The organism is Jannaschia sp. R86511 (assembly GCF_042466345.1).
Lineage (GTDB): Bacteria > Actinomycetota > Actinomycetes > Actinomycetales > JBBAYJ01 > Aquipuribacter.
In genome coordinates this window covers 265,647-291,218 of sequence record NZ_JAXHCD010000001.1, presented here as the reverse complement: position 1 = coordinate 291,218, position 25,572 = coordinate 265,647, and the positions used below count along the sequence as shown (strand labels likewise).

20 protein-coding genes and 1 pseudogene are annotated in these 25,572 nt (G+C 74.9%); 11 read left to right on the top strand and 10 right to left on the bottom strand.

The window, feature by feature from the left end; translation table 11 throughout:
- Positions 1 to 4 precede the first annotated feature (4 nt).
- From SJY06_RS01395 to SJY06_RS01370, 6 genes are all read left to right on the top strand, one after another.
- The gene (locus tag SJY06_RS01395; RefSeq protein WP_380163879.1) at positions 5 to 1,393 is read left to right on the top strand and encodes a hypothetical protein; all 1,389 of its coding nucleotides are present in this window, start codon (positions 5 to 7) and stop codon (positions 1,391 to 1,393) included.
- Positions 1,394 to 1,424: 31 nt separating this feature from the next.
- Positions 1,425 to 2,495, top strand: a complete 1,071-nt coding sequence (hisC, locus tag SJY06_RS01390; protein ID WP_380163877.1) for a histidinol-phosphate transaminase — start codon at positions 1,425 to 1,427, stop codon at positions 2,493 to 2,495.
- A gap of 160 nt (positions 2,496 to 2,655) precedes the next feature.
- A complete protein-coding gene (locus tag SJY06_RS01385) occupies positions 2,656 to 3,750 on the top strand; it encodes a hypothetical protein (RefSeq protein ID WP_380163875.1) in 1,095 nt (364 codons plus the stop codon).
- 152 nt (positions 3,751 to 3,902) lie between these two features.
- Positions 3,903 to 5,108 (top strand): pyruvate dehydrogenase (acetyl-transferring) E1 component subunit alpha, encoded by a 1,206-nt coding sequence (gene pdhA, locus SJY06_RS01380; RefSeq protein WP_380163873.1) that lies wholly within the window; start codon positions 3,903 to 3,905, stop codon positions 5,106 to 5,108.
- Positions 5,105 to 6,103 (top strand): alpha-ketoacid dehydrogenase subunit beta, encoded by a 999-nt coding sequence (locus SJY06_RS01375; protein WP_380163871.1) that lies wholly within the window; start codon positions 5,105 to 5,107, stop codon positions 6,101 to 6,103. Before pdhA ends, SJY06_RS01375 begins: the two co-directional genes overlap by 4 nt.
- A gap of 28 nt (positions 6,104 to 6,131) precedes the next feature.
- On the top strand, positions 6,132 to 7,718 hold the full coding sequence (locus SJY06_RS01370) for a dihydrolipoamide acetyltransferase family protein (RefSeq protein WP_380163869.1): 1,587 nt from the start codon (positions 6,132 to 6,134) through the stop codon (positions 7,716 to 7,718).
- A gap of 334 nt (positions 7,719 to 8,052) precedes the next feature.
- Here the strand turns inward: SJY06_RS01370 and SJY06_RS01365 are convergent, their stop codons facing one another.
- The 3 genes from SJY06_RS01365 to SJY06_RS01355 all read right to left on the bottom strand — a co-directional run bounded on the left by SJY06_RS01365 (position 8,053) and on the right by SJY06_RS01355 (position 12,271).
- Positions 8,053 to 9,810: an LVIVD repeat-containing protein gene (locus tag SJY06_RS01365; protein ID WP_380163867.1), complete on the bottom strand. Its 1,758-nt coding sequence runs from the start codon at positions 9,808 to 9,810 to the stop codon at positions 8,053 to 8,055.
- A 266-nt stretch (positions 9,811 to 10,076) separates the two neighbouring features.
- Positions 10,077 to 11,828 carry an MDR family MFS transporter gene (locus tag SJY06_RS01360; RefSeq protein ID WP_380163865.1) on the bottom strand — a complete coding sequence of 584 codons (1,752 nt, stop codon included), beginning with the start codon at positions 11,826 to 11,828 and terminating at the stop codon, positions 10,077 to 10,079.
- Positions 11,825 to 12,271 (bottom strand): MarR family winged helix-turn-helix transcriptional regulator, encoded by a 447-nt coding sequence (locus tag SJY06_RS01355; protein WP_380163863.1) that lies wholly within the window; start codon positions 12,269 to 12,271, stop codon positions 11,825 to 11,827. Before SJY06_RS01355 ends, SJY06_RS01360 begins: the two co-directional genes overlap by 4 nt.
- Positions 12,272 to 12,495: 224 nt before the next feature.
- Here SJY06_RS01355 and SJY06_RS01350 point away from each other — a divergent pair, with 224 nt between their 5' ends.
- The 4 genes from SJY06_RS01350 (at position 12,496) to SJY06_RS01335 (ending at position 19,333) form a co-directional block, all read left to right on the top strand.
- On the top strand, positions 12,496 to 14,505 hold the full coding sequence (locus SJY06_RS01350) for a cytochrome c oxidase assembly protein (protein ID WP_380163861.1): 2,010 nt from the start codon (positions 12,496 to 12,498) through the stop codon (positions 14,503 to 14,505).
- On the top strand, positions 14,502 to 16,085 hold the full coding sequence (locus SJY06_RS01345) for a metallophosphoesterase (protein ID WP_380163859.1): 1,584 nt from the start codon (positions 14,502 to 14,504) through the stop codon (positions 16,083 to 16,085). Before SJY06_RS01350 ends, SJY06_RS01345 begins: the two co-directional genes overlap by 4 nt.
- A 79-nt stretch (positions 16,086 to 16,164) precedes the next feature.
- On the top strand, positions 16,165 to 18,249 hold the full coding sequence (locus SJY06_RS01340) for an alpha/beta fold hydrolase (protein ID WP_380163857.1): 2,085 nt from the start codon (positions 16,165 to 16,167) through the stop codon (positions 18,247 to 18,249).
- 25 nt (positions 18,250 to 18,274) lie between these two features.
- On the top strand, positions 18,275 to 19,333 hold the full coding sequence (locus SJY06_RS01335; protein ID WP_380163855.1) for a Gfo/Idh/MocA family protein: 1,059 nt from the start codon (positions 18,275 to 18,277) through the stop codon (positions 19,331 to 19,333).
- Positions 19,334 to 19,378: 45 nt separating this feature from the next.
- Here the strand turns inward: SJY06_RS01335 and SJY06_RS01330 are convergent.
- From SJY06_RS01330 to SJY06_RS01310, 5 genes and pseudogenes are all read right to left on the bottom strand, one after another.
- Positions 19,379 to 19,963, bottom strand: a pseudogene (locus SJY06_RS01330) (DUF805 domain-containing protein); the annotation flags it as partial.
- A gap of 199 nt (positions 19,964 to 20,162) precedes the next feature.
- Complete coding sequence (locus SJY06_RS01325; RefSeq protein ID WP_380163853.1) at positions 20,163 to 20,573, bottom strand: DUF805 domain-containing protein; 411 nt, start codon at positions 20,571 to 20,573, stop codon at positions 20,163 to 20,165.
- A complete protein-coding gene (locus SJY06_RS01320) occupies positions 20,570 to 21,196 on the bottom strand; it encodes a DUF805 domain-containing protein (protein ID WP_380163851.1) in 627 nt (208 codons plus the stop codon). The genes SJY06_RS01325 and SJY06_RS01320 overlap by 4 nt, the downstream gene beginning before the upstream one ends.
- 28 nt (positions 21,197 to 21,224) lie before the next feature.
- Complete coding sequence (locus SJY06_RS01315; protein WP_380163849.1) at positions 21,225 to 21,776, bottom strand: DUF805 domain-containing protein; 552 nt, start codon at positions 21,774 to 21,776, stop codon at positions 21,225 to 21,227.
- A gap of 194 nt (positions 21,777 to 21,970) precedes the next feature.
- On the bottom strand, positions 21,971 to 22,552 hold the full coding sequence (locus SJY06_RS01310) for a YceI family protein (RefSeq protein WP_380163847.1): 582 nt from the start codon (positions 22,550 to 22,552) through the stop codon (positions 21,971 to 21,973).
- Positions 22,553 to 22,674: 122 nt separating this feature from the next.
- On the opposite strand from SJY06_RS01310, the gene SJY06_RS01305 reads away from it, so the two are divergent.
- Positions 22,675 to 23,436: a sulfite exporter TauE/SafE family protein gene (locus tag SJY06_RS01305; protein WP_380163845.1), complete on the top strand. Its 762-nt coding sequence runs from the start codon at positions 22,675 to 22,677 to the stop codon at positions 23,434 to 23,436.
- An 8-nt stretch (positions 23,437 to 23,444) separates the two neighbouring features.
- Here SJY06_RS01305 and SJY06_RS01300 read toward each other — a convergent pair whose 3' ends face one another.
- Entirely contained in the window at positions 23,445 to 24,353 is a 909-nt protein-coding gene (locus tag SJY06_RS01300) for a carbohydrate ABC transporter permease (protein WP_380163843.1), read from the bottom strand.
- Positions 24,350 to 25,564 (bottom strand): carbohydrate ABC transporter permease, encoded by a 1,215-nt coding sequence (locus SJY06_RS01295; RefSeq protein ID WP_380163841.1) that lies wholly within the window; start codon positions 25,562 to 25,564, stop codon positions 24,350 to 24,352. Before SJY06_RS01295 ends, SJY06_RS01300 begins: the two co-directional genes overlap by 4 nt.
- Positions 25,565 to 25,572 lie beyond the last annotated feature (8 nt).

Below are 25,572 nucleotides of genomic sequence, written 5' to 3'. Positions count from 1 at the left end.
CCGCGTGACGGCCACGGTTCGCGGCGGGGCCGGTGGGGTCTCGGTGCAGCTGGACGAGCTGGACGCGCTCGCGGTCGCGCTGACCGACGCCTCGGGCGACTGCGCCCGGCTGGTGGCCCAGGTGGTGCGCTGGGCGGCGGACCCGTCGCTGCTGGCCGACGCCTCGGGCGACCCGTGGGCGCTGGCCCGGGTGGCCGAGGGGGTGGCGGCGGCGACGTCGGCGCTGTGCCTGGCCGGGGGGCGGCTGGCGACGGTCGCGGCGGGGGTGGCCGCGAGCGCGGCGGCCTACCGGGCGGGGGAGGCCGCGGTCGGGGCCCTTGCGCGGGGCGTGCCCGCGGTGCTCGCCGCCCGGGCTCGGGCCACGGTCGCGGTGGCAGCCGCGCAGGGACCGCTGCCGCTGGCCGCGACGGGGCTGGCCGCCGTGGGCGGTCTGGTGCTCGTGGGGGCCGGTGCGGCGGGCGGCGCCCCCGGCCCGCTGGACCTGCTGGTGCGTGGCCTGCCCGCGGGGCTGGGCGTCCCCGACGTGGCCGGGCTCGCACTGGTCGTGTCCCGGGCGGGCACGGCCACCGGCCTGCTGGCCGAGACGCCGGTCCGCGTCACCGACCTGCCCGCCGCCGGCTGCACCGCCCCGGCCGGCGGGGTGGCGGACCTGCTGCGCCGCGGCCAGTCGGTGGCCGCCTGGCGCGAGCCGGGACCGGGCGGGCACGACACGCTGCCGCCCGGTGCCCCGCGCCCGGTCCGGGGCCAGGTCCGCATCGACCGGGTGCAGGGCGCGGACGGTGCGGTCGCATGGGTGGTCCACGTGCCGGGCACGCAGGAGTGGGACGGCGACGGCCATGGCTCGCCGATGGACCTGGCCGCCAACGTGGCCCTGGTCGGCGGGGCGCCGACGGGGGTGGCCGACGGGGTCGCCCGGGCCCTCGTCGAGGCGGGGGCCCGGCCGGACGAGCCGGTCGCGGTCGTCGGCCACAGCCAGGGCGGCATGACGGCGGTCGCGCTGGCCGCGGACCCCGGCCTGCGCCGGGTCGCCCGCATCACCCACGTGGTCACGGCCGGGTCGCCGCTGCCGGGTCGCACCCTGCCGCCGGGGGTGCAGGTGCTCGCGCTGGAGCACCGCGACGACCTGGTGCCCCGCCTGGACGGGCGCCGCCACCCCGACCGGACGGACCAGGTGACCGTGACCGCCCCCGCGCCGGGGGGCCCGTGGCACCGGGACGCGGTGCCGGCCCACTCCTCCAGCGCCTACGTCGTCACCGCCGAGCGGGTCGACGCCTCCCGGCACCCCTCGCTGGTGGCCTACCGCGCGGGCCTGGCCCCGTTCCTGGACCGGACGGGCGCCGCCTGCAGCAGCCGGCACGTCGTCCTGTCCCGGGACCCGGTGCCGTCCCGGTGACTGGCCCTGCGCTCCCGCCTAGAGTCGGGCCGTGCCCACCACACCGCGACTGCGCGCCGCCCTGTCCGCCCTGCCCGCGTACCGGCCCGGCCGGGCGCCCGCGGCCGGGGACGGCCCGTCGTTCAAGCTGTCGTCCAACGAGAACCCGTACCCGCCGCTGCCGTCGGTGCTGGCCGTGCTCGCCGACGCCGACCGCGACATCAACCGCTACCCCGACATGTTCGCCACGGGTCTGGTCCACCGGCTCGCCGAGCGGCACGGCCTCGCGCCGGAGCAGGTGGTCTGCGGGACGGGCAGCGTCGGGGTGCTCGGTCAGGTCGTGCAGGCCACCTGCGAGGTCGGCGACGAGGTGGTCTTCGCCTGGCGCTCGTTCGAGGCCTACCCCATCGTCGTCGGCGTCAGCGGCGCCACCGCGGTCCGGGTCCCGCTGGACGACCGGGCCCGCCACGACCTGCCGGCCATGGCGGCCGCCGTCACCGAGCGGACCCGCCTGCTGCTGGTGTGCAGCCCCAACAACCCGACCGGTCCCGCCGTGCACGAGCAGGAGCTGCGGGAGCTGCTCGCCCGGGTCCCCGAGGACGTGGTGGTCGTCCTGGACGAGGCCTACACCGAGTTCGTCCGGGACCCCGACGCGGTCCACGGCCCGGCCCTGCTGGCCGAGCACCCCAACCTCGTCGTGCTGCGCACCTTCTCCAAGGCCTACGGTCTGGCGTCGCTGCGGGTCGGCTACGCCCTGGCCCACCCCGTCGTGGCCGACGCGCTGCGCACCACCGCCGTGCCCTTCGGGGTCTCGGGCCCCGCCCAGGCGGCGGCCGTGGCGTCGCTGGACGCCGAGGCGGAGCTGCTCGACCGGGTGGCGGAGCTCGTGGTCGAGCGCGAGCGGGTCCGGGCGGGACTGGCCGAGGTCGGCTGGGACGTCCCCGAGCCGCAGGGCAACTTCGTCTGGCTCGCGGCGGGGGACCGGACGGGTGACGTCGTCGCGGCGTGCGAGGCCGCCGGCGTCACCGTGCGTGGGTTCGCGGGCGAGGGCGTGCGCTGCTCGATCGGCGAGCGGGAGGCGAACGACCTGCTCATCGGCACGGTAGGACCCTTCGCCCCGTGACGAGGCCGGTCCCGTCCGATCACCCACAGTTCCCTACCGGTTCGGGCTAAAGAAACCGGACCTTCTGGCCGATACCGTCTTCGGTGCAGCAGTACCGCCCCCGGTGGGGCACGATCAGCCGGCCGCACCGCAGCAGGACCAGACCACGGAGGAGGGGACCATGAGCATCAGCCAGGGAGCGTCGTTCGTCGTCGCCACCATCGCCCTCGGCGCCGTGTCCACCGCCTCGGTCGCCTCCGTCGCCATCGTCGGGTGGTCCGCCTACACGCCCTCGGTCGTGGCCAGCGGCGGGCAGATCCCCACCGCGGCCGCCACGGTGCGTGCGCCGGCCCTGGAGGACGTGGGCTTCACCCCCGAGCGCGTGGCTGCCGTCGCCGCCGCGGCCGAGCAGGAGCGCGTCGAGGCCGAGCAGGCCGCGCTCGCCGCCGCACCCTCGGTCGAGCCGTCGGCCGGTCCCTCCGCCCTGCCCTCGACGCTGCCCTCGCCGCTGCCCCAGGACGTCGAGGTCATCGACGTCGTCGTGGCCGCGCTGCCCGACCTGGTCCTGGTCGTGGACGGCTCCACCGGCACCGAGCCCACGGCCGCCGAGCCCAGCAGCACCGACGCCCCCACGGACCCGGCCGCGCCGACCGACGCGACGCCCACCGCGACGCCGACCGAGACCCCGACCAGCACCCCGACGGACACCCCGACGGACACCCCGACCAGCAGCCCGACCGAGCCGATCGAGGCCGGTTCCCCCGAGCCGGCGCCGCCCACGGAGACCACGCCGCCGGTCGAGCCGACGCCGCCCGCCGAGACCCCGGCGCCCGGGACCGGTGCGCCGCCGGCCGAGCCCGGTCCGACCGCCGCCCCCGAGCCGCCGGCCCCGCCGCGGCCCACCGTGGCCCCCGACCCGGGTCCGACCACCGCGCCGCGGCCCACCACCTCGCCCGACCCCAAGCCCACCGTCCGGCCCACGGCCGGCCCGGACCGTTCCGCCGACCGCGGTAAGAAGGACGACCGCGGCCGCGGCACGGAGAACCGCAAGCCCAAGCCCAAGCCCGAGCCCAAGGCCGAGGCCCCCACCTCCGCCCCTCGTGAGGGGCGCGCCGACCGGGGCCGCGACGGGGAGCAGCGCGAGGACGACCGCAAGGACCAGCGCAAGGGCGACGGCAAGGGCGACGGCAAGGGCAAGGGCGACGGCAAGGGCGACGGCAAGGGCAGCGACAAGGGCAAGGGGAACGACAAGGGCAAGGGCGGCGGCAGGGGCTGACCCGGTCGGGGCGGCAGGGCTCGACCCGCCGTCGTCGATGGGTAAGGTCTGCACTGCCCGGGGCCGATCCCTCGGGCTCCGGCGGCTTCACGGCACGTGTCGTCCCGGGTCGGCGAGGCGGGGTGATCCCCCGCCGAGGCGAGGAGGTACACGTGCCCGACACCGTCGTCGGACCGGCTGGCAGCCCCGATCGGGCGCACCACGTCGACCCCGACCCCCAGATCGACAGCCCGGCCGACACCATGATCCAGATGCTCACCCCCGAGGGGGAGCGGCCCGACCCCACCGGCGCCACCGCCGAGTACGCCCGCCACGTCGAGGACGTCACCGACGACGACCTGCGCGGCATGTACCGCGACATGGTCGTGGTGCGGCGCTTCGACGCCGAGGCCACGGCCCTGCAGCGGCAGGGCGAGCTGGGCCTGTGGGCCAGCCTGCTGGGTCAGGAGGCCGCACAGGTCGGCAGCGGGCGCGCCCTGCGCCGGCAGGACTTCGCCTACCCGACCTACCGCGAGCACGGCGTGGCCTGGTGCCGTGGCGTGCCGCCCAGGACCCTGCTGGGCCTGTACCGCGGGGCCAGCCTGGGCGGCTGGGACCCGGCCGAGCACAACTTCGCGCTGTACACGATCGTCATCGGCTCCCAGACCCTGCACGCGACCGGGTACGCGATGGGCATCCAGCGCGACCACGCCGTCGGCACCGGTGAGCCCGACCGCGACGCCGCGGTCATCGCCTACCTGGGCGACGGCGCCACCAGCCAGGGCGACGTCAGCGAGGCGCTGGTGTTCTCGGCCGTCTACAACGCCCCGGTCGTGTTCTTCTGCCAGAACAACCAGTGGGCCATCTCCGAGCCCAACACCCGCCAGACCCGGGTGCCGCTGTACAAGCGGTCCTCCGGCTTCGGCATCCCGGGCGTGCGGGTGGACGGCAACGACGTGCTGGCCACCCTGGCCGTGACCCGCGCCGCGCTGGAGCGGGCCCGCTCCGGGGGCGGGCCGACCTTCGTCGAGGCGTACACCTACCGGATGGGCGCCCACACCACCTCCGACGACCCGAGCCGCTACCGCATCGCGGCCGAGCTGGAGGAGTGGAAGCTCAAGGACCCGATCGCCCGCGTCAAGGCCTACCTGGCCCGCAAGGGCGCGGCGGACGAGGCGTTCTTCGCCGAGGTCGAGGCCGAGGCGGGCGAGATCGCCAAGGAGCTGCGCACCGCCTGCCGGGCCCTGCCCGACCCCGCGCCGGAGTCGATGTTCGACGACGTCTACGCCGGCCCGCACGCCGTGCTGGACGCCGAGCGCGAGGAGTACCTCGCCTACCGCGCCGGGTTCGTCGACGACGCCGAGGGGGCGCACGCATGAGCAGCACCAGCCTGGGCAAGGCCATCAACCGCGGTCTGCGGGCGGCCATGGACCACGACCCCAAGGTCGTCCTCATGGGCGAGGACATCGGCGCCCTGGGCGGGGTGTTCCGGGTCACCGACGGGCTGCAGAAGGACTTCGGCGAGGACCGCGTCATCGACACGCCGCTGGCGGAGTCGGGCATCGTCGGCACCGCGGTCGGCCTGGCCATGCGCGGCTACCGCCCCGTGGTCGAGATGCAGTTCGACGGCTTCGTGTTCCCCGCCTTCGACCAGATCGTCACGCAGCTGGCCAAGATGGGGAACCGCTCCGCCGGGCACGTCCGCCTGCCCGTCGTGGTGCGGATCCCCTACGGCGGCGGCATCGGCGCGGTCGAGCACCACTCGGAGTCCCCGGAGACGTACTTCGTCCACACCGGCGGCCTGCGCGTGGTCAGCCCGTCGACGCCGGAGGACGCCTTCTGGATGATCCAGCAGGCCATCGCCTGCCCGGACCCGGTCGTGTTCCTCGAGCCGAAGCGGCGCTACTGGGACAAGGGAGACGTGCCCGAGGGGGCGGTGCTGCGCGCGGACGACGACGCGCCGCGGCCCTTCAACACCGCTCGCGTGGTCCGTTCCGGCGCCGACGTCACGATGCTCTGCTACGGGCCGATGGTCCGGACCTGCCTCGCGGCGGCCGAGGCGGCCGCGGCGGACGGGACGGCGGACGTCGAGGTCGTGGACCTGCGCAGCCTGTCGCCCCTTGACCTGCCCACGGTGATGGACTCGGTGCGTCGCACCGGTCGCGCCGTCGTGGTGCACGAGGCCCCGCTGACCCTCGGCCTCGGTGCCGAGCTCGCCGCCCGGATCCAGGAGGGCTGCTTCTACCACCTCGAGGCGCCGGTGCTCAGGGTCGGCGGTTTCTCCGCCCCCTACCCGGCCGCCAAGATCGAGGACGAGTACCTGCCCGACCTCGACCGCGTCCTGGACGCGGTCGACCGGGTGCTCGCGCACTGACGCGCGGGTCGAGGAGAGGAGCGACGCCGTGAGCGTCCAGAGCACCGGTGCCACCGGCACCGTCGAGCACTACCGCATGCCCGACGCGGGCGAGGGTCTGACCGAGGCCGAGGTCGTCACCTGGCGGGTGGCGGTCGGTGACGTCGTCGACGTCAACGACGTCGTCGTCGAGGTCGAGACGGCCAAGTCGCTGGTCGAGCTGCCCTGCCCGTTCGCCGGCACGGTCGTGGAGCTGATGGCGGCCGAGGGCGAGACCGTGGCCGTCGGCACGCCGATCCTGGCCGTGCGGACCTCTGAGGGCGACGCCGCTCCGAGCGGTCCCGGAGCCGGCGCCGCTGCAGGGGCCGGTCCGGCGGCGGACGCGCACCCGGCCGCCGGGCAGGACGAGGGGGAGGGCGAGCCCGCGGTCGGTGACGCGGCCCCCGCCGACGACACCGGTGCCCCGGTCGGGCCCAGCGCGGTCACGGCCGCCCACCCCAGCACCCAGGCCGCGGCCGGCGCGGGGCGCACCGCGGTGCTGGTCGGCTACGGCCCGGCGGCGGGAGCCACCCGCCGCCGGGCCCGCCGCGCCGTCGCCGGGTCCGCGCCGCCCGGCTCCGCCGCGTCGGCGGAGGACGCGCCGGTCACCGCCGCGCCGGTGGTCTCGTCGGCCACGGACGACGCGGGTCGGCCCGTCAAGGTGCTGGCCAAGCCTCCGGTGCGCAAGCTCGCCAAGGACCTTGGCGTCGACCTCGGCACCGTCACCCCGACCGGACCCGGCGGGGTCGTCAGCCGCGCCGACGTCGAGGCCGCCGCGGCGGGCGCAGGGGGCCCTGACGACGGGCCCGACGCACCGGACGGCACGACCGGCAGCCCGACCGGCACGCCCGGCACCGGCGCCGCCGGAGGCGTGGGAGCCGAGCGCGTCACCACCCGCATCCCCGTCAAGGGCGTCCGCAAGCACACCGCCGCGGCGATGGTGGCCTCGGCGTTCACCGCGCCGCACGTCACCGAGTGGGTGCAGGTCGACGTCACCGCCTCCGTCCGCCTGCTCGAGCGGCTCAAGGCCGACCGAGCCATGCGTGACGTCCGGCTCAGCCCGTTCACGCTGGTCGCCCGGGCCATGTGCCTGGCCGCCCGGCGGCACCCCACCGTCAACGTGTCCTGGGACGAGGTCGCGCAGGAGATCGTCGTCCACGGCCAGGTCAACCTGGGCTTCGCCGCCGCGACCGAGCGGGGCCTCGTCGTGCCCGTGGTCGAGCGCGCCGACGCCCACGACCTGGCCGGCCTGGCCGGCGCGATCGGCGAGCTGGTCGACACGGCGCGCGCGGGTCGGCTGCAGCCGGCCCAGCAGGCGGGCGGCACCCTGACCGTCACCAACGTCGGGGTGTTCGGTGTCGACGGCGGCACCCCGATCCTGCCGCCGGGCACCGGCCTGATCCTGGCCTGCGGCCAGGTGCGCCGGATGCCGTGGGTGGTCGGCACGGGCGCCGACGAGCAGGTCGTGCCGCGCGACGTCATGACCTTGGCCGTGTCCTTCGACCACCGCATGATCGACGGCGAGCTCGGCAGCCGCTACCTCGCCGACGTAGCCCGCGTCCTGGAGGACCCGGGGTACGCCCTCGCCTGGACCTGACCCCCCGTTCCGTTTCGACGCAACGGCACTCTGCGTCGGTCTATCCGACGCCGTGTGCCGTTGCGTCGGTTCCGGCCGCGGCCGGGCGTCCGGCCCTCGGCGCCCGGCGGTGAGCGGTGAGATCGGTCCAACGACGGTGCCCGCCCGGCGTGTCGCCGTCGTCAGGTCGATCTCACGCGCTTCACAGGCGCGCTGGGGCCACAGGGGCGCTGGTGCCGCTGGTGCGCGGGGGCGCGTGGGGGCGCGCTGGAGCGGCGCGGACGCCGACCCGGGAACGCGGGAAGGCCCCCACCGGGTGGTGGGGGCCTTCCTCGTGGTGCGGGTGCGGGGTGGGTCAGCCGAGCTCGTCGGCCAGCTCGAGCAGGGCGGCCTCGAGGCCGTCCTCCACGTCGCTGTCACCGAGCTGGCGCGCGGTGGCGCGCAGGTTGTTCGCTGCCGCGCGGGACTGCGGGCCCGTGCTGAAGCGCTCGGCGCGGTCGATGAACTTGGTCAGGTTGGCGTCGACGTTCGGCGCCAGCTCGTCCTGACGGTTGGCGGCGGACTGCCAGGCGCGCACCGTGGTGAAGGTGGCGGGCCAGACGATCTCGGCCTGGGCCTGGACGTTGGACTCGTCCGTGACGACCTGCTTGGCCGCCGCGATCTCGACCGCGTTCAGGTGGTCGCTCTCGGTGATGTCGAGCGAGTCGAAGCCACGGGCGATCTCGTTGCCGAAGATCGTGCCGTTGTACCAGTAGGAGGACCAGTAGCCCCCGGAGACCAGCCGGTCACCGGCGATGGGGCCGCGGTCGAAGTAGGCGATCTCGACCGGGTTGGCCGAGTCGGTGAAGTCGAACACCGTGGTGCCGCCCTGGTACCAGGCCTGGACCATGATGTCGCGGCCCGGGACGGGGATCAGCGAGCCGTTGTGCGCGACGCAGTTCTCCTGGCCGCTCTGGATGTTCGGGATCTTGAAGTAGCTGGCGAGCTCCATCGTGGGGGCCTCGTCGGTGCCCTCGATGTCGAACAGCGCGTTGGCGCCCCAGTTGGTGGGGGTGTCGCGGGTCCCGCCGAGGATGTTCGAGGTCGGGGTGCAGCGAGCGGCGCCGCCGCCGCCCCACTCGTCGGTGAAGATGACCTTGGTGCCGTCGTTGTTGAACGTGGCCGAGTGCCAGTAGGCGAAGTTCGGGTCGACGACGGCGTCCATGCGGACCGGGTTGGCCGGGTCGCTGGTGTCGAGCAGGAGGCCCGCACCCTGGCAGGCGCCGGCGGTGACGCCCTTGGCCGCGTAGGAGGTCAGGTCGTGGCAGGTGACGACCTGCGACGCGGACTGGCCGCCGGGGGCCTGGATGCCCTCGTCGACTCGGGGCTGGGGGTTGGACAGCGGGAAGCCGTTGAGCGCGCCCGAGGCGTGCTGGTCCTCGCAGGCGCTGGAGCCGCAGGTGGAGAAGATCCGGGCGTTGTCGACCCACTCCGCCGAGGCCGGGTCGTCCAGCGGGATCTTGATGATGTCGATGGCGAAGTTGGCCGTGTCGGGGTCGAGCAGCGAGCTCGCGGCCGAGCAGCGGGCCAGCTCGGCGGCGCTGCGGACGCCGGCGGTGCCGGAGCCGTAGACGTACAGGTCGCCGTCCTTCTCGCCCACGATGGTGTGGGTGTGCGAGCCCTTGCAGGTCTGCACCTCGGCGATGTTGACCGGGTTGGTCCGGTCGGAGATGTCGAAGATGCGGATGCCGCGGAACACGTTCTGCGGGTTCGCGGAGCCGCCGGGCAGCTCGGCGGTCGTCTTGCAGTCGATCCGGCCGGACGTGGCCTCGACCGACAGGATCAGCAGGTCGCCGTAGACCGAGATGTCGTTCTGGTTGCCCGGGCACAGCACGGACGTGTCCAGCACCGGGTTGGCCGGGTCGGACACGTCGTAGATGTTCACGCCGTTGTAGTTGCCGCTGTAGACGTAGTCGCCGGAGAACGCCAGGTCGGAGTTGGTGTTGTCCACGCCCGCGGGCTTGGGCTGGGTCGAGAGCAGCTCGAGGCTGTCCGAGGCGGTGGCGGCGTCGAACAGGCCGGGGGCCAGGCCCGCCCGCGGGTCGTCGTCGACCGAGGAGGCGTTGGCGGCCATCGGGCTGATGGTGCCGATCAGGGCGGCAGCGGCGAGCAGGCCGAGGGCCCGGACACCTCGCCGTCTGCTGGCGGAGGGATGGGTGGGACGGAGCATTCGGGAGCCCTTCGGGAGGGGGTGCGGCAGCGACCCGGGAAGTCGAACGCGGAGCCGCACCCACTCGCCCGATCGGGCCAAGCGGTCACGTTCCGCAACCTGATCGTCGGACCCTATGGGGCGAACGACCGTTCGGGAAGAGCTCCGACGTGTCGATCGTGTTGCGGCTGCTACCGCTGCCCGGTCTGTCCCTGTTCGGCGGCCGCCGCGACGGCGTCCTCCCGTTCCTCCATGGCCGAACGGGTCCGCAGCGGCACCTCCGGCAGCAGGCTGATGACCATCAGGCCGAGCAGGGTGATGCCCGCGGCGATCCAGAACACGACCTGCATGGCGTCGGCGAACCCGGCCTGGAACGGTGCGGCGAGGACCGGGTCGAGCGTCGACAGGAACGACGAGTCGTCCAGCACGCCGGTGCCGTCGATGACGGGCGTGCCGCCGGCCTCGATCGCGGCCTGGGCCTGCGCGAGCTGGTCGACGACGGCCGCGTTGGCCGGGTCGGCGAGCACCTGCGGATCGGTGACCGTGGCCTGGAACCGGGGGTCGCCGAACGCCGTCGCGAACCGGTCGGCGATCCGGGCCCCGACCCCGCCGAACAGGATCGACAGGAACACCGCGGTGCCCAGCGTGCCGCCCATCTGGCGGAAGAACGTGGCCGAGCTGGTCGCGACCCCGATGTCGGTCGGCGGGACCGCGTTCTGCACCGCCAGCACGATGGGCTGCAGGTTGCCGCCCAGGCCGAGGCCGAACAGCAGCATCACCACCGACGTCTGCCACAGCGGCGTCGTGGCGGTCACCTGGGCGAACAGCACGAACGCGACGACCAGCAGCGCCGTGCCCACCAGCGGGAACAGCTTGTAGCGCCCGGTCCGGCTGATCAGCTGCCCCGACGTGATCGAGCTGATCATGATGCCGAGGGTCAGCGGGAGCAGCGAGAGCCCCGCGACCGTCGGGCTCTGCCCCTTGACGATCTGCAGGTACAGCGGCAGCGACGCCAGCCCGCCGAACATCGCGATGCCGATGACCAGGCTGGACAGCGTCGCCACGGCGAACGTGCGGATGCGGAACAGCCGCAGCGGCAGCAGCGCGTCGTCACCGAAGCGCCTCTCGGCCAGGACGAACAGGACCAGGACGACCACGCCGCCGATCCCCGTGGCCAGGGCCGCCGGGGACGTCCAGCCCCACTCGCGGCCCTGCTCGGCCAGCACCAGCAGCGGCACCAGGCCCCCGGCGAGCAGCAGGGCGCCAGGCCAGTCGATGCGGTGCGGCCGGCGGGTGTGCGGGATGTTGAGGACGCGCTGCACCACGACGAACGCGATGATCCCGATCGGGACGTTGACCAGGAACACCCAGCGCCAGCCGGTGATCCCGGCCAGCTCGTCGGCGCCGGCGAAGAACCCGCCGACCACCGGGCCCAGCACGCTCGCGGTGCCGAACACGGCGAGGAAGAAGCCCTGGTACCGGGCACGCTCCCGCGGCGGCACGATGTCGCCGACGATGGCCAGCGCCAGCGAGAACAGCCCGCCCGCGCCCAGGCCCTGCACGGCGCGGAACGCGGCCAGCTCGACCATCGAGGTCGCGAACGCGCACAGCACCGAGCCGACGACGAAGACCGTGATGGCGGTCGAGAACAACGGCTTGCGGCCGTACAGGTCGCTGAGCTTGCCGTACAGCGGCGTCGAGATGGTCGCCGTGATCAGGTACGCCGTGGTGGCCCAGGCCTGCAGCGACAGGCCCTGCAGGTCGTCGGCGATGGTGCGGATGGACGTGGCCACGATGGTCTGGTCCAGCGCGGCCAGGAACATGCCCGCGATCAGCCCGCCGAAGATGGCGTAGATCTGGCGCTGGCTGAGCCGGGGCACGGCGGGGGCCTCCGGGGCGGCCGCGGCGGTGTCGGCGGGGGGCTCGTGCGGCGTCGCGCTCATGCGCGGTCCTTCCTCGAGGGGACGTGCTGGGCGACGTCGAGGTCGGCGACCGCGTCGTTGAAGCGGCGGAGGACGTCGGCGAACCCGGCGACCTCGTCGGGCGACCAGTCGCGCAGCACGAGCGCGACCAGCTCGTTGCGCAGCCGGCGGGTCTCCTCGAAGGCGAGCGTCCCGCGGCTCGTGGCCCGCAGCAGGAACGCGCGGCCGTCGTCGGGGTCCGGCACCCGCTCCAGGTGGCCGCTGCGCTCGAGCCCGGCGACGTGGCGGGAGGTCGTGGACGGGTCCAGGCCGAGCCGCTCGGCCAGGGCGGAGGTCCGCAGCGGGCCGGCCGAGGTCAGGTGGTAGAGCACGGCCAGGCCGGAGCCCTCCAGGCCGTGCCCCCCGACCTCCAGCACCCGCGCCCGGAACGCCTCCATCGACTTGCGCAGCCGCACGAGCTGCATGCCGACGTCGTCGGGACCGCCCGCCCCAGCCGGACCGCCCGCACCTGGGCCGCACGGCCCGGCGGCGGGAGCGGTGCGGGCGGGGGGCGAAGGGTCCGCCGTCTCACGTGTGTGCACCATGCAACTATACGCCCGCCCGAGACGTCCCGGCCACGGGCCAGCCCGTACCGTTGTCGCGTGAGGTCCATCCGCGTGGTCGTGCCGGCGCCCCGAGGGCTGCGCCGGTGGTGACCAGCCCGGTGTCGGCCCGCCCGTCCGCGGCGGCCGGCGGCGCCCCGTCCGGGCGGCCGGTCTGGCCGGTGCTGACCACGGGCGCCGCGGTGATCGTCGCGGTCGTCGCGGCCGTCGTGCTGGCCCCGCGGGCGAGCACGCTGCTCGCCGACCCCGGCGCGGCCGTGCGCTGGGGGCTGCCGGCCGCGGAGGCGGTGCACGACCTGGCCGTCCTGCTGACGGTGGGCTCGCTGGTGCTCGCCGCCGTCGCCGTCCCGTTCGGCACCCCGGCCGCCGCCCGTACGCTCCGCGTGGCCACCGGTGCGGCCGTCGTGTGGACGCTGGCCGCGATCGCGGTGCTGGTCCTGACCTACGCCAGCGTCTCCGGCACGACGCCCACCGACCCCGCCTTCGGGGCCGAGCTCGGCAGCTTCGTCACCGGGTTCGAGGTCGGCCAGTCGTTGCTGGCCACCGTGGTGCTGGCCGGCCTGGTGGCCACCGTCGCCGCGGCCTCCACCGGGCCGCGCGGCACGGCGACGGCCGCCGTGCTGGCCCTGGCGGGCCTGCTGCCGCTGGCGCTGTCCGGGCACTCCGGCGGCGCGGAGGACCACGAGACGGCCGTCACCGCGATGGGGCTGCACCTGCTGGGCCTGGGGGTGTGGGCCGGGGGCCTGCTGACCCTGGTGCTGCTGCGGCCCGTGCTGCACGGCGAGCAGCTCCAGCGGGTGGTGCACCGCTTCTCCGGCCTGGCCCTCGCCGCCGTGGTGGTCGTGTCGGTCTCGGGGGTGCTCAACGCCGCCACCCGGCTGGCCACCCCGGCCGACCTGGGATCGCGCTACGGCCTGCTGCTGGTGGCCAAGACCGCGTTGGTCGCCGTGCTGGTGGTCATGGGCTGGTGGCACCGGCGCCGGACCGTGCCCCGGCTGGCCTCGGGAGCTGCCGGGCCGTTCTGGCGCCTGGTCGCCGTCGAGCTGGCCGTGATGGCCGCCACCGTCGGCGTCGCCGTCGCGGTGTCGGGCACGGCGCCCCCGGTCTCGGACACCGACTCCCCGCCGGACTGGACCCCGGGCGAGGTGCTGATCGGCTTCGAGATGCCGCCGGAGCAGACCCTGACCCGCCTGCTCACCGAGTGGCGGCCCGACCTGCTGTGGGTCGTGGTCGTGGCCGGTCTGGCGGCGGCCTACCTGCTCGGCGTGCGCCGGCTGCACGCGCGCGGGGACCGCTGGCCGCTGTGGCGGACCCTGCTGTGGCTGTCCGGCCTGGTGGTCGTGCTGCTGGTGACCAGCTCCGGGCTCGCCGCCTACGGCCGGGTGCTGTTCAGCACCCACATGGTGCAGCACATGACCATGAGCATGGTGGCGCCGCTGCTGCTGGTCCCGGCCGCGCCGATCACCCTGGCGCTGCGCGCCCTCGCCCCGCGCCGGGACGGCTCGCTGGGCCCGCGCGAGTGGCTGCTGCGCGGCCTGCACTCCCGGGTCTCGCGCGTGCTCACCCACCCGGTGACCGCGGCGGCGCTGTTCACGGGCAGCCTGATGGTCTTCTACTACTCGCCGCTGTTCGGCCTGGCGCTGCGCACGCACTACGGCCACGAGGCCATGCACGTGCACTTCCTGCTCACCGGGTACCTGTTCGTCTGGTCGCTGATCGGCACCGACCCGGGGGTCCGGCCGACGCCGTACCCGCTGCGCCTGCTCATCCTGTTCGCGACCATGGCGTTCCACGCGTTCTTCGGCGTCACGCTGATGGGCAGCACCACGGTGCTGCAGCCGGGCTGGTTCGACACCGTGTTCGCCGACCGGGGCTGGGGCGCGGACCCGCTGACCGACCAGCAGTACGGCGCGGCCATCGCCTGGGGCATCGGTGAGGTGCCGACCATCGCGCTCGCCGTCCTGGTCGCGGTCCGCTGGGTGACCGACGACGCCCGCGAGGCCCGTCGGAGCGACCGCAAGGCCGACCGTGACGGCGAGGCCGACCTGGCCGCGTACAACGCCATGCTCGGCCGGCTGGGCGAGCGGGACCGGTGAGCGAGCAGCCCGGTCCGGACGACACCCGCCACGCCGACGGGGCCGACGGGGCCGACGGGGCCGACGGGGCCGACGGGGCCCAGGGGGCCGACGGGGCCGACGGGGCGCCCGAGGTGGACGGGGCGCCCCGCCGTCGCGGGCGGCCGCGCCGGTTGTCGCACGCGGCGGCGGTGCTGCTCGTGGCCCTCGCCGCGGCCGCGGCCGCGCTGGTGACCCTGGGCGACGTGCAGGCCTCGGTCGGGCCGGTGGAGACCGAGCTGTCGGTGGTGCTCAGCCCCTCCGGCGGCACCGAGGTCGCGGTCCCCCCGGTGGGCCGGCTGTCGATGGCCACCCACGCCGGTCCGCTGCGGCTGCGGGCCGACGTCCGCAACGTCGACGTGGCCGCGGTGTCGGACATCGTGCGCGGCGGTGTGGTCCCGACGTCGGCGACGTTCGCCGCCGACATCCAGGACGGGGTCGTGCGGCTCGCCGTCCGGTCGGTCGTCGTGGCCCTGCTCGGGGCGGCGCTGGCCACGGCGCTGGTGTTCCGCCGGCTCCGGGAGGTCGTGGCCGGCACCGCGGCGGCGGCCGCGGCGATGCTGGTCTGCAGCGGCGTGGCGGCGGCCACGTTCTCCTCCCGCGCGCTGGACGAGCCGCAGTTCGAGGGGCTGCTAGCCCAGGCGCCGGAGCTGGTGGGCGGCGTGTCGCAGGCCCGCACCGCCGTGGACAGCTATGGCGCGCGGCTGACGGAGCTGACCGGCAACGTCGCCCAGCTGTACGGCGCGCTCGGCGACCTGCCGGAGGTCCCCGGCCCCGACACGACGGCCGTGCTCTGGGTGTCCGACGTGCACAACAACCCCGCCGCCTATCGGGTGATGGCGGCCATGGTCGACCAGTTCGACGTCGCGGCGGTCCTGGACACCGGCGACTCCACCGACCTCGGCAGCACCGTCGAGAGCCCGTTGATCACCCCCGTCAGCCGGCTGGGCGTGCCCTACGTGTGGGTGCGGGGCAACCACGACTCGTCCCGGACGCAGCTGTTCATGCAGTCCCTGCCCAACGTGGTCGTGCTCGACGGGCCCGAGGTGGTCGAGGTGGCCGGGCTGCGGCTGGCCGGCGTCGGCGACCCCCGCTTCACCCCGGTCCGCCAGGTGGCGGAGGCGTCGGCCGCGCAGGAGGAGCTGCTGGTGCAGACGGGGCAGGACCTGGCCGACGCCGTCCGGGGTCGCGACGTGGACGTGGCCCTGGTCCACGAGCCGCCCATGGCCGGACCGCTGCACGGGGTGGTGCCGCTGGTCCTCGACGGGCACGTGCACCGTCGTGGCGAGCAGCGGGTCGACGGCACGCTGGAGCTGACGCAGGGGTCCTCGGGCGGCGCCGGGCTGCGCACGTTCGACGGCGCCGACGACGCGGCGACCCCGCTGGACATGTCCATCCTGCGCTTCGACCCCGCCGACGGGACCCTGGTCGCGGTCGACGAGATCACCGTGGCCGGCATCGGCAGCGAGCAGGTCACCTTCCAACGCCGGACCGCCTCCGCGATCGCCCCCGAGCCGGTCGACGAGCCGACCGGGCCGGCGACGGTCGAGCCCGCGCCCTGACGGGTCCGCGGCGGCGTCCGCGGCGGCCTCGGGCCGGGGTCGCCGGGCGCTGTCCGGGGACCGTGGCACCATGCCGGGCGTGAGCGACGCCGACCCCACCGAGGCCCCCACCAGCCCCTTCGCCGACCTGGACGCGTTCCAGGCGCTGCCCCGTGCGGGCGGTCTGGCGCTGTCCCCGGACGGCACCCGGCTGGTGACCGGTCTGCAGACCCTCAACCCGGACGCCAACCGGTTCGTCACCGCGCTGTGGGAGGTCGACCCCACCGGGCAGCGGCCCGCGCGCCGGCTCACCCGCTCGGCCAAGGGCGAGCAGCTGGGCGCGTTCACGCCCGACGGCACCCTCCTGTTCACCTCAACGCGCCCGGACCCGGACGTGCCCGAGGGCGACGACTCGACCCGCGGGGCGCTGTGGGCGCTGCCGCCCGGCGGGGGCGAGGCGCGGGTCGTGGCCAGCCGGCCCGGCGGGCTCACCGGCCTGGTGGTGGCCCCGGGCTCCGGCGACGTCGTGCTGCTGACCGACGCGCTGCCGGGGTCCGGTGACGACGCCGACTCCGACGCCGAGCGCCGCAAGGCCCGCACCGACGCCAAGGTGACCGCCGTCCTGCACGAGCAGTACCCGGTGCGCTACTGGGACCACGACCTGGGCCCGGGCGGCCCGCGCCTGCTGACGGGCAGGCTGGACGGTGACGTCGCGACCGACCCCGACCTCGAGCTGCGGCAGGTGACGGGTCACACCGGCCACGCGCTGCACCACACCAGCCTCGACGTGACCGCCGACGGCCGGACCGCGGTGGCGACGTGGGAGGTCGTCGAGGGCCGGGCCAGCGCCCGGATGACCCTCGTGTCGGTGGACCTGGCCACCGGGGCGCGTCGCACGCTGCTGGCCGACGTCGACCACGAGTACGAGGACCCGCGCATCTCGCCCGACGGCCGCCAGGTCGCGCTGCAGGTCTACACCCGCTCGACCCCCGACGACCCGGGCGGGTACGCCCTGGCCGTGGCGCCGCTGCCCCGGCCGGACGAGGGGGACGGCGAGGTCGAGGCTCGCCTGGTCGCACCCGGCTGGGACCGCTGGTCCGGGCGCCCGACCTGGACCCCGGACGGGCAGGCCCTGGTCGTGCACGCGGACTCCGACGGCCGGGCGCCGCTGTTCCGCGTCGAGGTCGCCTCGGGCGAGGTCACCCAGCTGACCGGTGACGACGCCGCCTACTCCGACCCGTGCGTCAGCCCGGACGGTCGGCACCTGTACGCCATGCGCTCCGCCGTGGCCTCGCCCCCCACGCCCGTGCGGCTGGACCCGGTGACGCCGCACCAGCACCCGACCACGCTGCGGGGCCCCGTGCCCGAGCCCGTCGTGCCCGGCCGCGTGGAGGAGGTCACCGCCACCGCCGAGGACGGCACCGCGCTGCGGGCCTGGCTGTGCCTGCCGGACGGAGCCGGTCCGGGCTCGCCCGCGCCGCTGCTGCTGTGGATCCACGGCGGCCCGCTCGGGTCCTGGAACGCGTGGAGCTGGCGCTGGAACCCGTGGCTGGCCGTGTCCCGCGGCTACGCGGTCCTGCTGCCGGACCCGGCCCTGTCGACCGGCTACGGCACCGACTTCGTCCGTCGGGGCTGGGGCCGCTGGGGCGACGCGCCCTACACCGACCTGCTCGCCGTCACCGACGTCACCACGGCCCGCGACGACGTCGACGGCACCCGGACGGCGGCCCTGGGCGGGTCGTTCGGCGGCTACATGGCCAACTGGGTCGGCGGTCACACCGACCGGTTCCGCGCCATCGTCACCCACGCCTCGCTGTACGCGCTCGACCAGTTCGCGGCCACAACCGACGTCGCGCACTACTGGAGCCGCGAGATGAGCCAGACCATGACCGAGGAGCACTCGCCGCACCGCTCCCTGGCCCGGTGGGTGACGCCCACGCTGGTCATCCACGGCGACAAGGACTACCGGGTGCCGATCGGCGAGGCGCTGCGGCTGTGGTGGGACCTGACCAGCAAGGACACCGACGCCGACGGCAACCTGCCCCACAAGTTCCTGTACTTCCCGGACGAGAACCACTGGATCCTCACCCCCAACCACTCGACGGTCTGGTACGCCACCGTCTTCGCGTTCCTGGCCCACCACGTGCTGGGCGAGGAGTGGGTGACCCCGGAGCTGCTGCGGTGAGCCGTCGGCGTGGAAGTCTGGACCGGTGAGCGAACCGACGACGACCCCCGGCTACGCCCCCGTCACCGACCGTCCCGTGCGGTGGGGGGTGGTGGGCCCCGGTCGCATCGCCGCCGGGGTGGTCCGTGACCTGCGGGAGCAGTGCGCCGCCGACGGCGTGCTGCACGCCGTGGCCTCGCGCAGCCTGGACCGGGCCCGCGCGTTCGCCGACGAGCACGGCGCCGCCGTCGCCTACGGCAGCTACGCCGAGCTGCTGGCCGACCCCGACGTGGACGTCGTCTACGTCTCGACCCCGCACCGGCAGCACCACGGCATCGCGCTGGCGGCCGTCGAGGCGGGCAAGCACCTGCTGGTCGAGAAGGCCTTCACCGTCACCCACGCCGGGGCCCGGCAGGTGGTGGACGCGGCCCGCGCCCGCGGGGTGTTCGTCATGGAGGCGATGTGGACGCGGTTCCAGCCGGCCGTGGTGCGGCTGCAGGAGCTGCTGCGCGAGGGTGCGGTGGGCGAGGTCCGCTCGGTGCGGGCCGACCTGGGCCTGCGGGTGCCCTTCGACCCGGCCGACCGGCTGTGGGACCCCGCCCAGGGCGGCGGTGCGCTGCTGGACCTGGGCGTCTACCCGACCTCGTGGCTGCAGTTGGTGCTGGGCGGGGTGCCCGACCGGCTGGACGTCGCCGGCGTGCTCGGGCCCAACGGCGTGGACGCCGAGTCGACGCTGCTGTGGCGCACCGCCGACGGTCGGCACGGGGTCGGCACCTGCTCGCTGCTGTCGCCGCTGCCCGGCCAGGCGGCCGTGTTCGGCACCGAGGGCTGGCTGGAGGTGCCGCCGCGCTTCCACCACCCGGGCCGCATCGTGCTGCACCGGACCGCCGGCGGGCGCTCGGTGGAGCACAGCGAGGAGCTGGTCCTGCCCGCCACGGGGACCGGGTACAGCCACGAGCTCGACGAGGTGCACCGCTGCCTGCGGGCCGGGCTGACCGAGAGCGCGACCATGCCGCTGGACGACACCCTGGCCGTCATGTCGGTCCTGGAGCAGGCCCTGCACGCCCTGGGCGTGCGGCACGACGAGGACCCCGCCGCGATCTGAGGACGACGGCCGGACCGCTCGCCGTACGGGCCGCCGCCGGGATGTTCAGCCGCCGGGACGCTCCCGACCGGTCTCGTCGTCGGCCGAAGACGGGTCCTGCCGCGGCCGTCCCGCCCCGGGCTCGGCCGCGCTGGGCAGGTCCCAGCCGGGCGGGACCCAGGCTGCGCCCTCGGCAACGTCCGCGGTCCCACCGGTCGGGGTGGTCCCCGCGGGCCCGGTCACCGGCTCGGTCGGGGTCGGTCCGGCCGGGGGCGCTCCGGTCGTGGCCGCTCCGGGGAACGCGCCCGGGTCGGGCAGCCGCTCGTGCCCGGGGTCGTGGGTCGGGGGCGGTCCCTGCTCGTCGAGCGGGACGCGCGGGTCCGGGCCGTGGGCGTTCCACCCCGGCGTGGAGCGGCTGAGGAAGAACACCAGCAGCACCACGAGACCCGCCAGCGGCACCAGGGCGATCAGCAGCCACCAGCCCGAGCGGGACACGTCGTGCAGCCGGCGGACGCTCACGCTCACGTTGGGCAGCAGCAGGACCACCGCGAGCAGGGTCGAGACCGGGCCGCCGCCGGACTCGCTCCCGAGCCCCAGCGAGACCTCGGTGGCCGCGACCGCGACCCCCACCAGGAGCGTGAACAGGTTCCACCACCAGAAACTCCGCCCGCCGGGCCCGGCCCCGGAAGCCGGCGTACTGGCCGAGGACGGAGCTGACGGCCTGGGTGAAGGTCATCGACCCATTGTCCCGTGCCGCGACGCTGCGCCCGACCGGACGGACCCGCCGGTCACGGCCGTGCGCCAACCCCGCCGTGCGCCGGGCCGTCAGGTGCGACCGAGCGCCGGGCCGTCAGGGGCGGGTGAGGTCGGGCGCGCGACCGACCGGCGCACCGTCGACAGGTGCGGGGCCGTGCTCGTTCGCGTCCGGCTGGGACGGCTGCGCGGCCCACAGCAGCAGGACGACGACGCCGCCGACCGGGACCAGTCCCAGCGTGAGCCACCAGGCGCTGCGGCCGGTGTCGTGCAGCCGCCGGGCGCCCACGCCCAGCAGCGGCAGCAGCAGGGCCAGGGTCAGCAGGCCCGCCACCGGTCCACCGCCCTCCGGGGCCTCGGTGAACCCGAAGGCCTGGTCCAGCAGGCCGCCGGCGGTGACGACGAGGACGAAGAAGAGCGTGAACCACCAGTACTCGGATCGGCGGGCGCGACCGTGCAGCTCGGCGTAGCGGCGCAGGCAGCGGCCGATGGCCTCCTGGAACGTCATGGCACCCGCCTCCCGGAGCTGGGGGGACCCATCAAACCGCGGCCGGGGCCACCTGTCACGGGCCGTCCGCGGTCCCCCGGCGGGCCAGGCCACGGTGCGGCGGCCCGAGGTGCAACCTGCCACGGTGCGCCGGGCCACGGTGCCCCGGGCCACGGCGCCCCGGGCCACGGCGCCCCGGGCCAGGGCGCGGCGGGCCACGCCGGGGCCCGGCCCTTCGGGTCCGGCCCGAACCGGTTCGGCCCCGGTCGGCCGTCCTCGGCCCAGAACCAGTAGAGGACCAGCGAGGCGTACGGCACGAGCACGACCAGCAGCCACACGGCGTCGCGGTCCGTGTCGTGCAGCCGTCGCGCGGCCACGGCGTACCACGGCACGACCAGGGCCGCCGCGGCCGCACCCCCGACGACCAGCAGGTAGGCGGCCGCGCCCAGCCAGACCGGTGCGGCGCCGCTCCCCACCGCCAGCAGCACCAGGCCCGAGTACGCCGCCACGCCACCGAGAGTCAGTGGCAGGGAGACCACGAGCCCGTGGAGCAGCGCGAACCACCACAGCTCCGAGCGCCGGGCACGTCCCTCGAAGTCGGCGTAGCGGGCCAGGACGCTGCGGACCGCCTCGACGGGACCCACGAGGCCCTGTCCCCGCGCCGCCGCCCGCTCAGCCCTGCGGCGGGTTGCCGAAGCGCTGGTCGGGCGCCGACGGGCCCGGCCCGTAACCCTGGCCGCCGTAGCCCTGGCCGCCGTAGCCCTGGTTCCCGTAGCCCTGGTTCCCGTAGCCCTGGTTCCCGTAGGCGCCGACGAGGCCCGGTGCGCCCTTGGGGTTGGGCCCGAAGCGGTTGGCGCCGGGCTCGGAGTCCAGCAGCAGGAAGACCAGCAGGACGATCGGTCCCACGAAGGGCACGAGGTTGATCAGGTACCACCAGCCGCTGCGGCCGGTGTCGTGCAGGCGGCGGACCGCCACCGCGAGCGAGGGCAGGAACACCGCGAACGCGGCGATGGCGATGACCGCGCCGATGAGCGTGCCGAGCGCGTTGGGGGCGTCGGGGTCGCCGGCGGCGCCGCTGGCCAGCAGGGCCAGGGCGATCGCGTAGAGCGCCCCGAACGCCAGGACGCAGAACAGGTAGAAGAACCAGTACTCGGCGCGACGGGCGCGCCCGCTGAACCCGACGTACTGCCGGAAGACGGATGTGACTGCTTCACCGAACGACACGAGTGGGCCCCCTGGTTCGCCCGGGTCGTCCCGGGCCGACGGGCGCGGCGCCGGACGGCGGTCGCGCGGGTCACATCCAAGGCCATGCGGTGCCCCCGTGTCATGCGATCGGGCCGACGTCCGCCCGGACGACCGAGGGCGGGGTCCCGACCGGGGTTCGGCGGGACCCCGCCCTGCGAGGCGGTGGTGCGAGGTCAGCTCTTGACGAGGGACACGTCGAAGTCGAGCTTGATCTTCTCGCTGACCAGGACGCCGCCGGTCTCCAGCGCCGCGTTCCAGGTCAGGTCCCAGTCCTTGCGGTTGACGACGGCCTTGCCCTCGAAGCCGGCGCGGAGGTTGCCGAACGGGTCCTTGGCGGAGCCGTCGAAGGTCACGTCGATGCGCACCGGCTTGGTGATGGTGCGGATGGTCAGGTCGCCGACGAGCACGAAGGTGCCCGCGGCCTGGTCGACGTCCTCGACGGAGGTGGACGTGAAGGTCCACGTCGGGTAGTTCTCGACGTCGAAGAAGTCGCCGGAGCGCAGGTGGCCGTCCCGGTCGGCGGAGCCGGTCGACACGGACGCGACCTGGATGGTCAGGTCGACCTTGGAGTTGGTGGGCTCGGCGGCGTCGATGACGACCGTGCCCTCGAACTCGCCGAAGCTGCCGCGGACGTTGGTCACCATGGCGTGGCGGGCCTGGAAGCCGAGCCGGGTGTGCGAGGCGTCGACGGCGTAGGTGCCGGACAGGTCGGTGATGGCCTCGGAGGGGGCCTTGTCGAAACCGGTGTCGCTCATGTGTCCTCCTGGACGGGTCAGCGGGTGGTCGATCTGATCGGGCGCTTCAACTCTCAACTACCTTGGCGTATTCCCGGACGGGGCGCCAGCCCCTCACCCGGCAGGGCCTACCGTCGTCGCCCGTGGACGTGTGGGGGGTGTTCGGTGGCGACCCGCTCGTGGTCGTCGCCTGCGCCCTGGCGGTCGGCCTCGGAGCGCTGGTCCAGGGCGTGCTCGGCTTCGGCCTGGCCCTGCTGTCGGTGCCCGTCCTGGCCTGGCTGGCCCCGGAGCTCGTCCCGGCGGGGATCCTGGTGGCGGTGCTGCCCCTGGTGCTCGTCAGCGCCGTCCGCGAGCGCTCCCACGTGGACCTGCGCGGCATCGGATGGGCGCTGGTGGGCCGCGTGCCCGGCGGGGCCGGCGGGGCGGTGGCGGTCGCCCTGCTGCCGGTTCGCGGCCTGCAGCTGCTGGTGGCGGCCACGGTCTGCTTGGCGGTCGCCGCCGCCGTGGTCGCCGACCGTCGCCCCCGCCGGCAGGACAGCCGCCCTCGGCGGACCTCGCTCGTCGTCGCCGGCGCCCTCAGCGGGCTCGGGGGCACCACGTCGGGGATCGGCGGGCCCCCGATGGCCATCACGTTCCGCAACAGCGGCGGCCCGGCCATCCGGTCGACCCTGGCCGTGTTCTTCGCCGTGGGCGCGCTGCTCAGCCTGGCCTCGCTCGCGGTGGTGGACGAGCTGACGGTGCGGAAGATGCTGGTCGGCCTGGTCCTGGTCCCGCCGGTGGTCCTGGGCTACCTGCTGGCCGGCCCGCTGCGCCGCCGCGTCGAGCCCGGCGTGCTCCGCGGCGCCGTCCTGCTGCTGTCCGGCGCCGCGGGCCTCGCCCTGCTCCTGGGGGCGCTGCTCGGCTGAGCGCCGGCTCAGCCCTTCTCCGCCCCGGCGGTCGCGCCCTGCATGAAGTACCGCTGCAGCCAGAAGAACACCAGCGCGACCGGGATGGTCATGAGCAGGGCCGCGGCCATGGTGATGGGGTACTGGTTGCCGGAGCCCAGCTGGCCGCTGGTCAGCGAGGCCACGCCCTTGGTCAAGGTGGCCAGGTCGGGGTCCTGGCTGGCCACGATGAAGTGCGGCAGCTCGTTCCACGAGCCCTGGAACGACAGGATCGTCAGGGTGATCAGGGCCGGGCGGGCCATGGGCAGCACCACGGACCAGAAGATCCGGAACGTGCCCGCGCCGTCGATGCGGGCGGCCTCCTCGACCGACACCGGGATCGACTCGAAGAACTGCTTCATGATGAACACCCCCGCCGCGTCCACCAGCAGCGGCAGGACCAGCGCCGGGTAGGTGTCGTAGATCCCGATGGTGTTCAGCACCAGGAACTTGGGGATCAGCAGGATGATCCCGGGGACGGCGAGCACCGCGAGCACGGCGCTGAAGACGGCCTCGCGGCCGCGGAACTTGATGCGGGCCAGGGCGTAGCCGGCGAGGGAGTTGAAGAACACCCGCCCCGCGGTCACGAACAGGGTCACCACGACCGAGTTGGCGAACCACAGCGGGAACCGGGTGTCGAGCAGCCGCTCGAACGCCGCGACCGTGAACGGGTCGGCGACGAGCGACAGCGGGTTGCCGGTGGCGTCCGGGGCGGTCTTGAACGACGTCGCGACCTGGATGACGAACGGGTACAGGTAGACGAACGCGCCGACCACGAGCACCACGTAGGCCAGGAACGCGACGAGCAGCGCGCGGTTGCTCGGGCCCCGGCGGCGGGGCCGGTCGCCGGTGTCGGGGCCGGCCGGGCGGGGGCTGCGGGTGGTGGTCGAGGTGCTCACTGGGACCCTCCGGTTCCGGACTGCTGGTTGCCGAGGACGGCCGTCGCGTGGGCGCGGCGGGCCTCGAGGTCCGGCCGGCGTCGCCGGGCCCGTCGCTGCGCCCGGCGGTCCTTGGCGGCGTCCTTGTCGCGCAGCACGTACCGCTGCAGCGACGTCAGGACGAAGATGATCAGGAAGAGGATGAACGCCATGGCCGCGGCCACGCCCCACTGCTGGGACTCGAAGGCGTAGGAGTACGACAGGTAGGCCGGGGTCAGCGTCGTCTTGCCCGGCCCGCCCTGCGTCATCACGTAGACCTGGTCGAACACCTGCCAGGTGCCGATGATCCCCAGCGTGATGACCAGCAGCAGGGTGGGTCGCAGGTGGGGCACGGTCACCGCCCGGAAGGTCTGCCAGCGGTTGGCGCCGTCGACGCGGGCGGCCTCCTCGACCTCGACCGGGACGTCCTGCAGCGCGGCCAGGAACAGCAGCATGAACGTCCCGGTGGTGGTCCAGACGACCAGGATGATGATCACCGACAGGGCGACGCTCGGCCCGGCCAGCCACTGCCAGGCCGACAGCCCCAGGATCGAGGTGTCGGCCAGCCCGGCCGGGGGCGACCCGGCGTCCCACAGCCCCACGCCGTCGCCGAGCAGGTGCAGCAGGCCGCGGCTGTCGTTGAACCAGACGGGGCCGTCGATGCCGATCAGGCCCAGGGCGGTGTTGACCACGCCCGTGCCGCTGAACAGGAACAGGAACACCAGGCTGATCGCCACCGAGCTGGTCACCGACGGGAAGTAGAACGCCGTCCGGAAGAAGCCCTTGGCCTTGAGCAGCTGGTTGTTGAGCACCACGGCCAGGAACAGTGCGAACACGGTCTGGAACGGCACGACGAGCAGCACGTAGTAGAAGTTGTTGCGCAGCGACGTCATGAAGTCCGAGCGGGTCAGGCCCTCGTCGGTGAGCAGCCGGGCGTAGTTCTCCAGCCCGACGAACCCGACCGTCCCCGCGAACGGCGACCCCCGCCCGTTCCAGTCGCTGAAGCTGACCCACAGCGCCATCACGATGGGCACGAACAGGAACAGCCCGAGCACCAGCAGGGTGGGGCTGACGAACAGCCAGCCGACGGCGTTGCGCTCGCCGAAGCGCCCGGTCCCCGTGCGGCCCGCAGGGGGAGTCGGGGGGTCGGTGGTCGTCGCCGGCGTCCCGGCGGAGGTCCGGACGGTGCTCATCGTGTCTC

Coding starts and splice junctions, on each gene's coding strand:
- SJY06_RS01385 (WP_380163875.1), top strand. CDS start 2,656: ATGAGCATCAGCCAGGGAGCGTCGTTCGTCGTCGCCACCATCGCCCTC.
- SJY06_RS01375 (WP_380163871.1), top strand. CDS start 5,105: ATGAGCAGCACCAGCCTGGGCAAGGCCATCAACCGCGGTCTGCGGGCG.
- SJY06_RS01365 (WP_380163867.1), bottom strand. CDS start 9,810: ATGGCCGCCAACGCCTCCTCGGTCGACGACGACCCGCGGGCGGGCCTG.
- SJY06_RS01360 (WP_380163865.1), bottom strand. CDS start 11,828: ATGAGCGCGACGCCGCACGAGCCCCCCGCCGACACCGCCGCGGCCGCC.
- SJY06_RS01355 (WP_380163863.1), bottom strand. CDS start 12,271: ATGCAGCTCGTGCGGCTGCGCAAGTCGATGGAGGCGTTCCGGGCGCGG.
- SJY06_RS01325 (WP_380163853.1), bottom strand. CDS start 20,573: ATGACGTTCCAGGAGGCCATCGGCCGCTGCCTGCGCCGCTACGCCGAG.
- SJY06_RS01310 (WP_380163847.1), bottom strand. CDS start 22,552: ATGAGCGACACCGGTTTCGACAAGGCCCCCTCCGAGGCCATCACCGAC.
- SJY06_RS01295 (WP_380163841.1), bottom strand. CDS start 25,564: ATGAGCACCGTCCGGACCTCCGCCGGGACGCCGGCGACGACCACCGAC.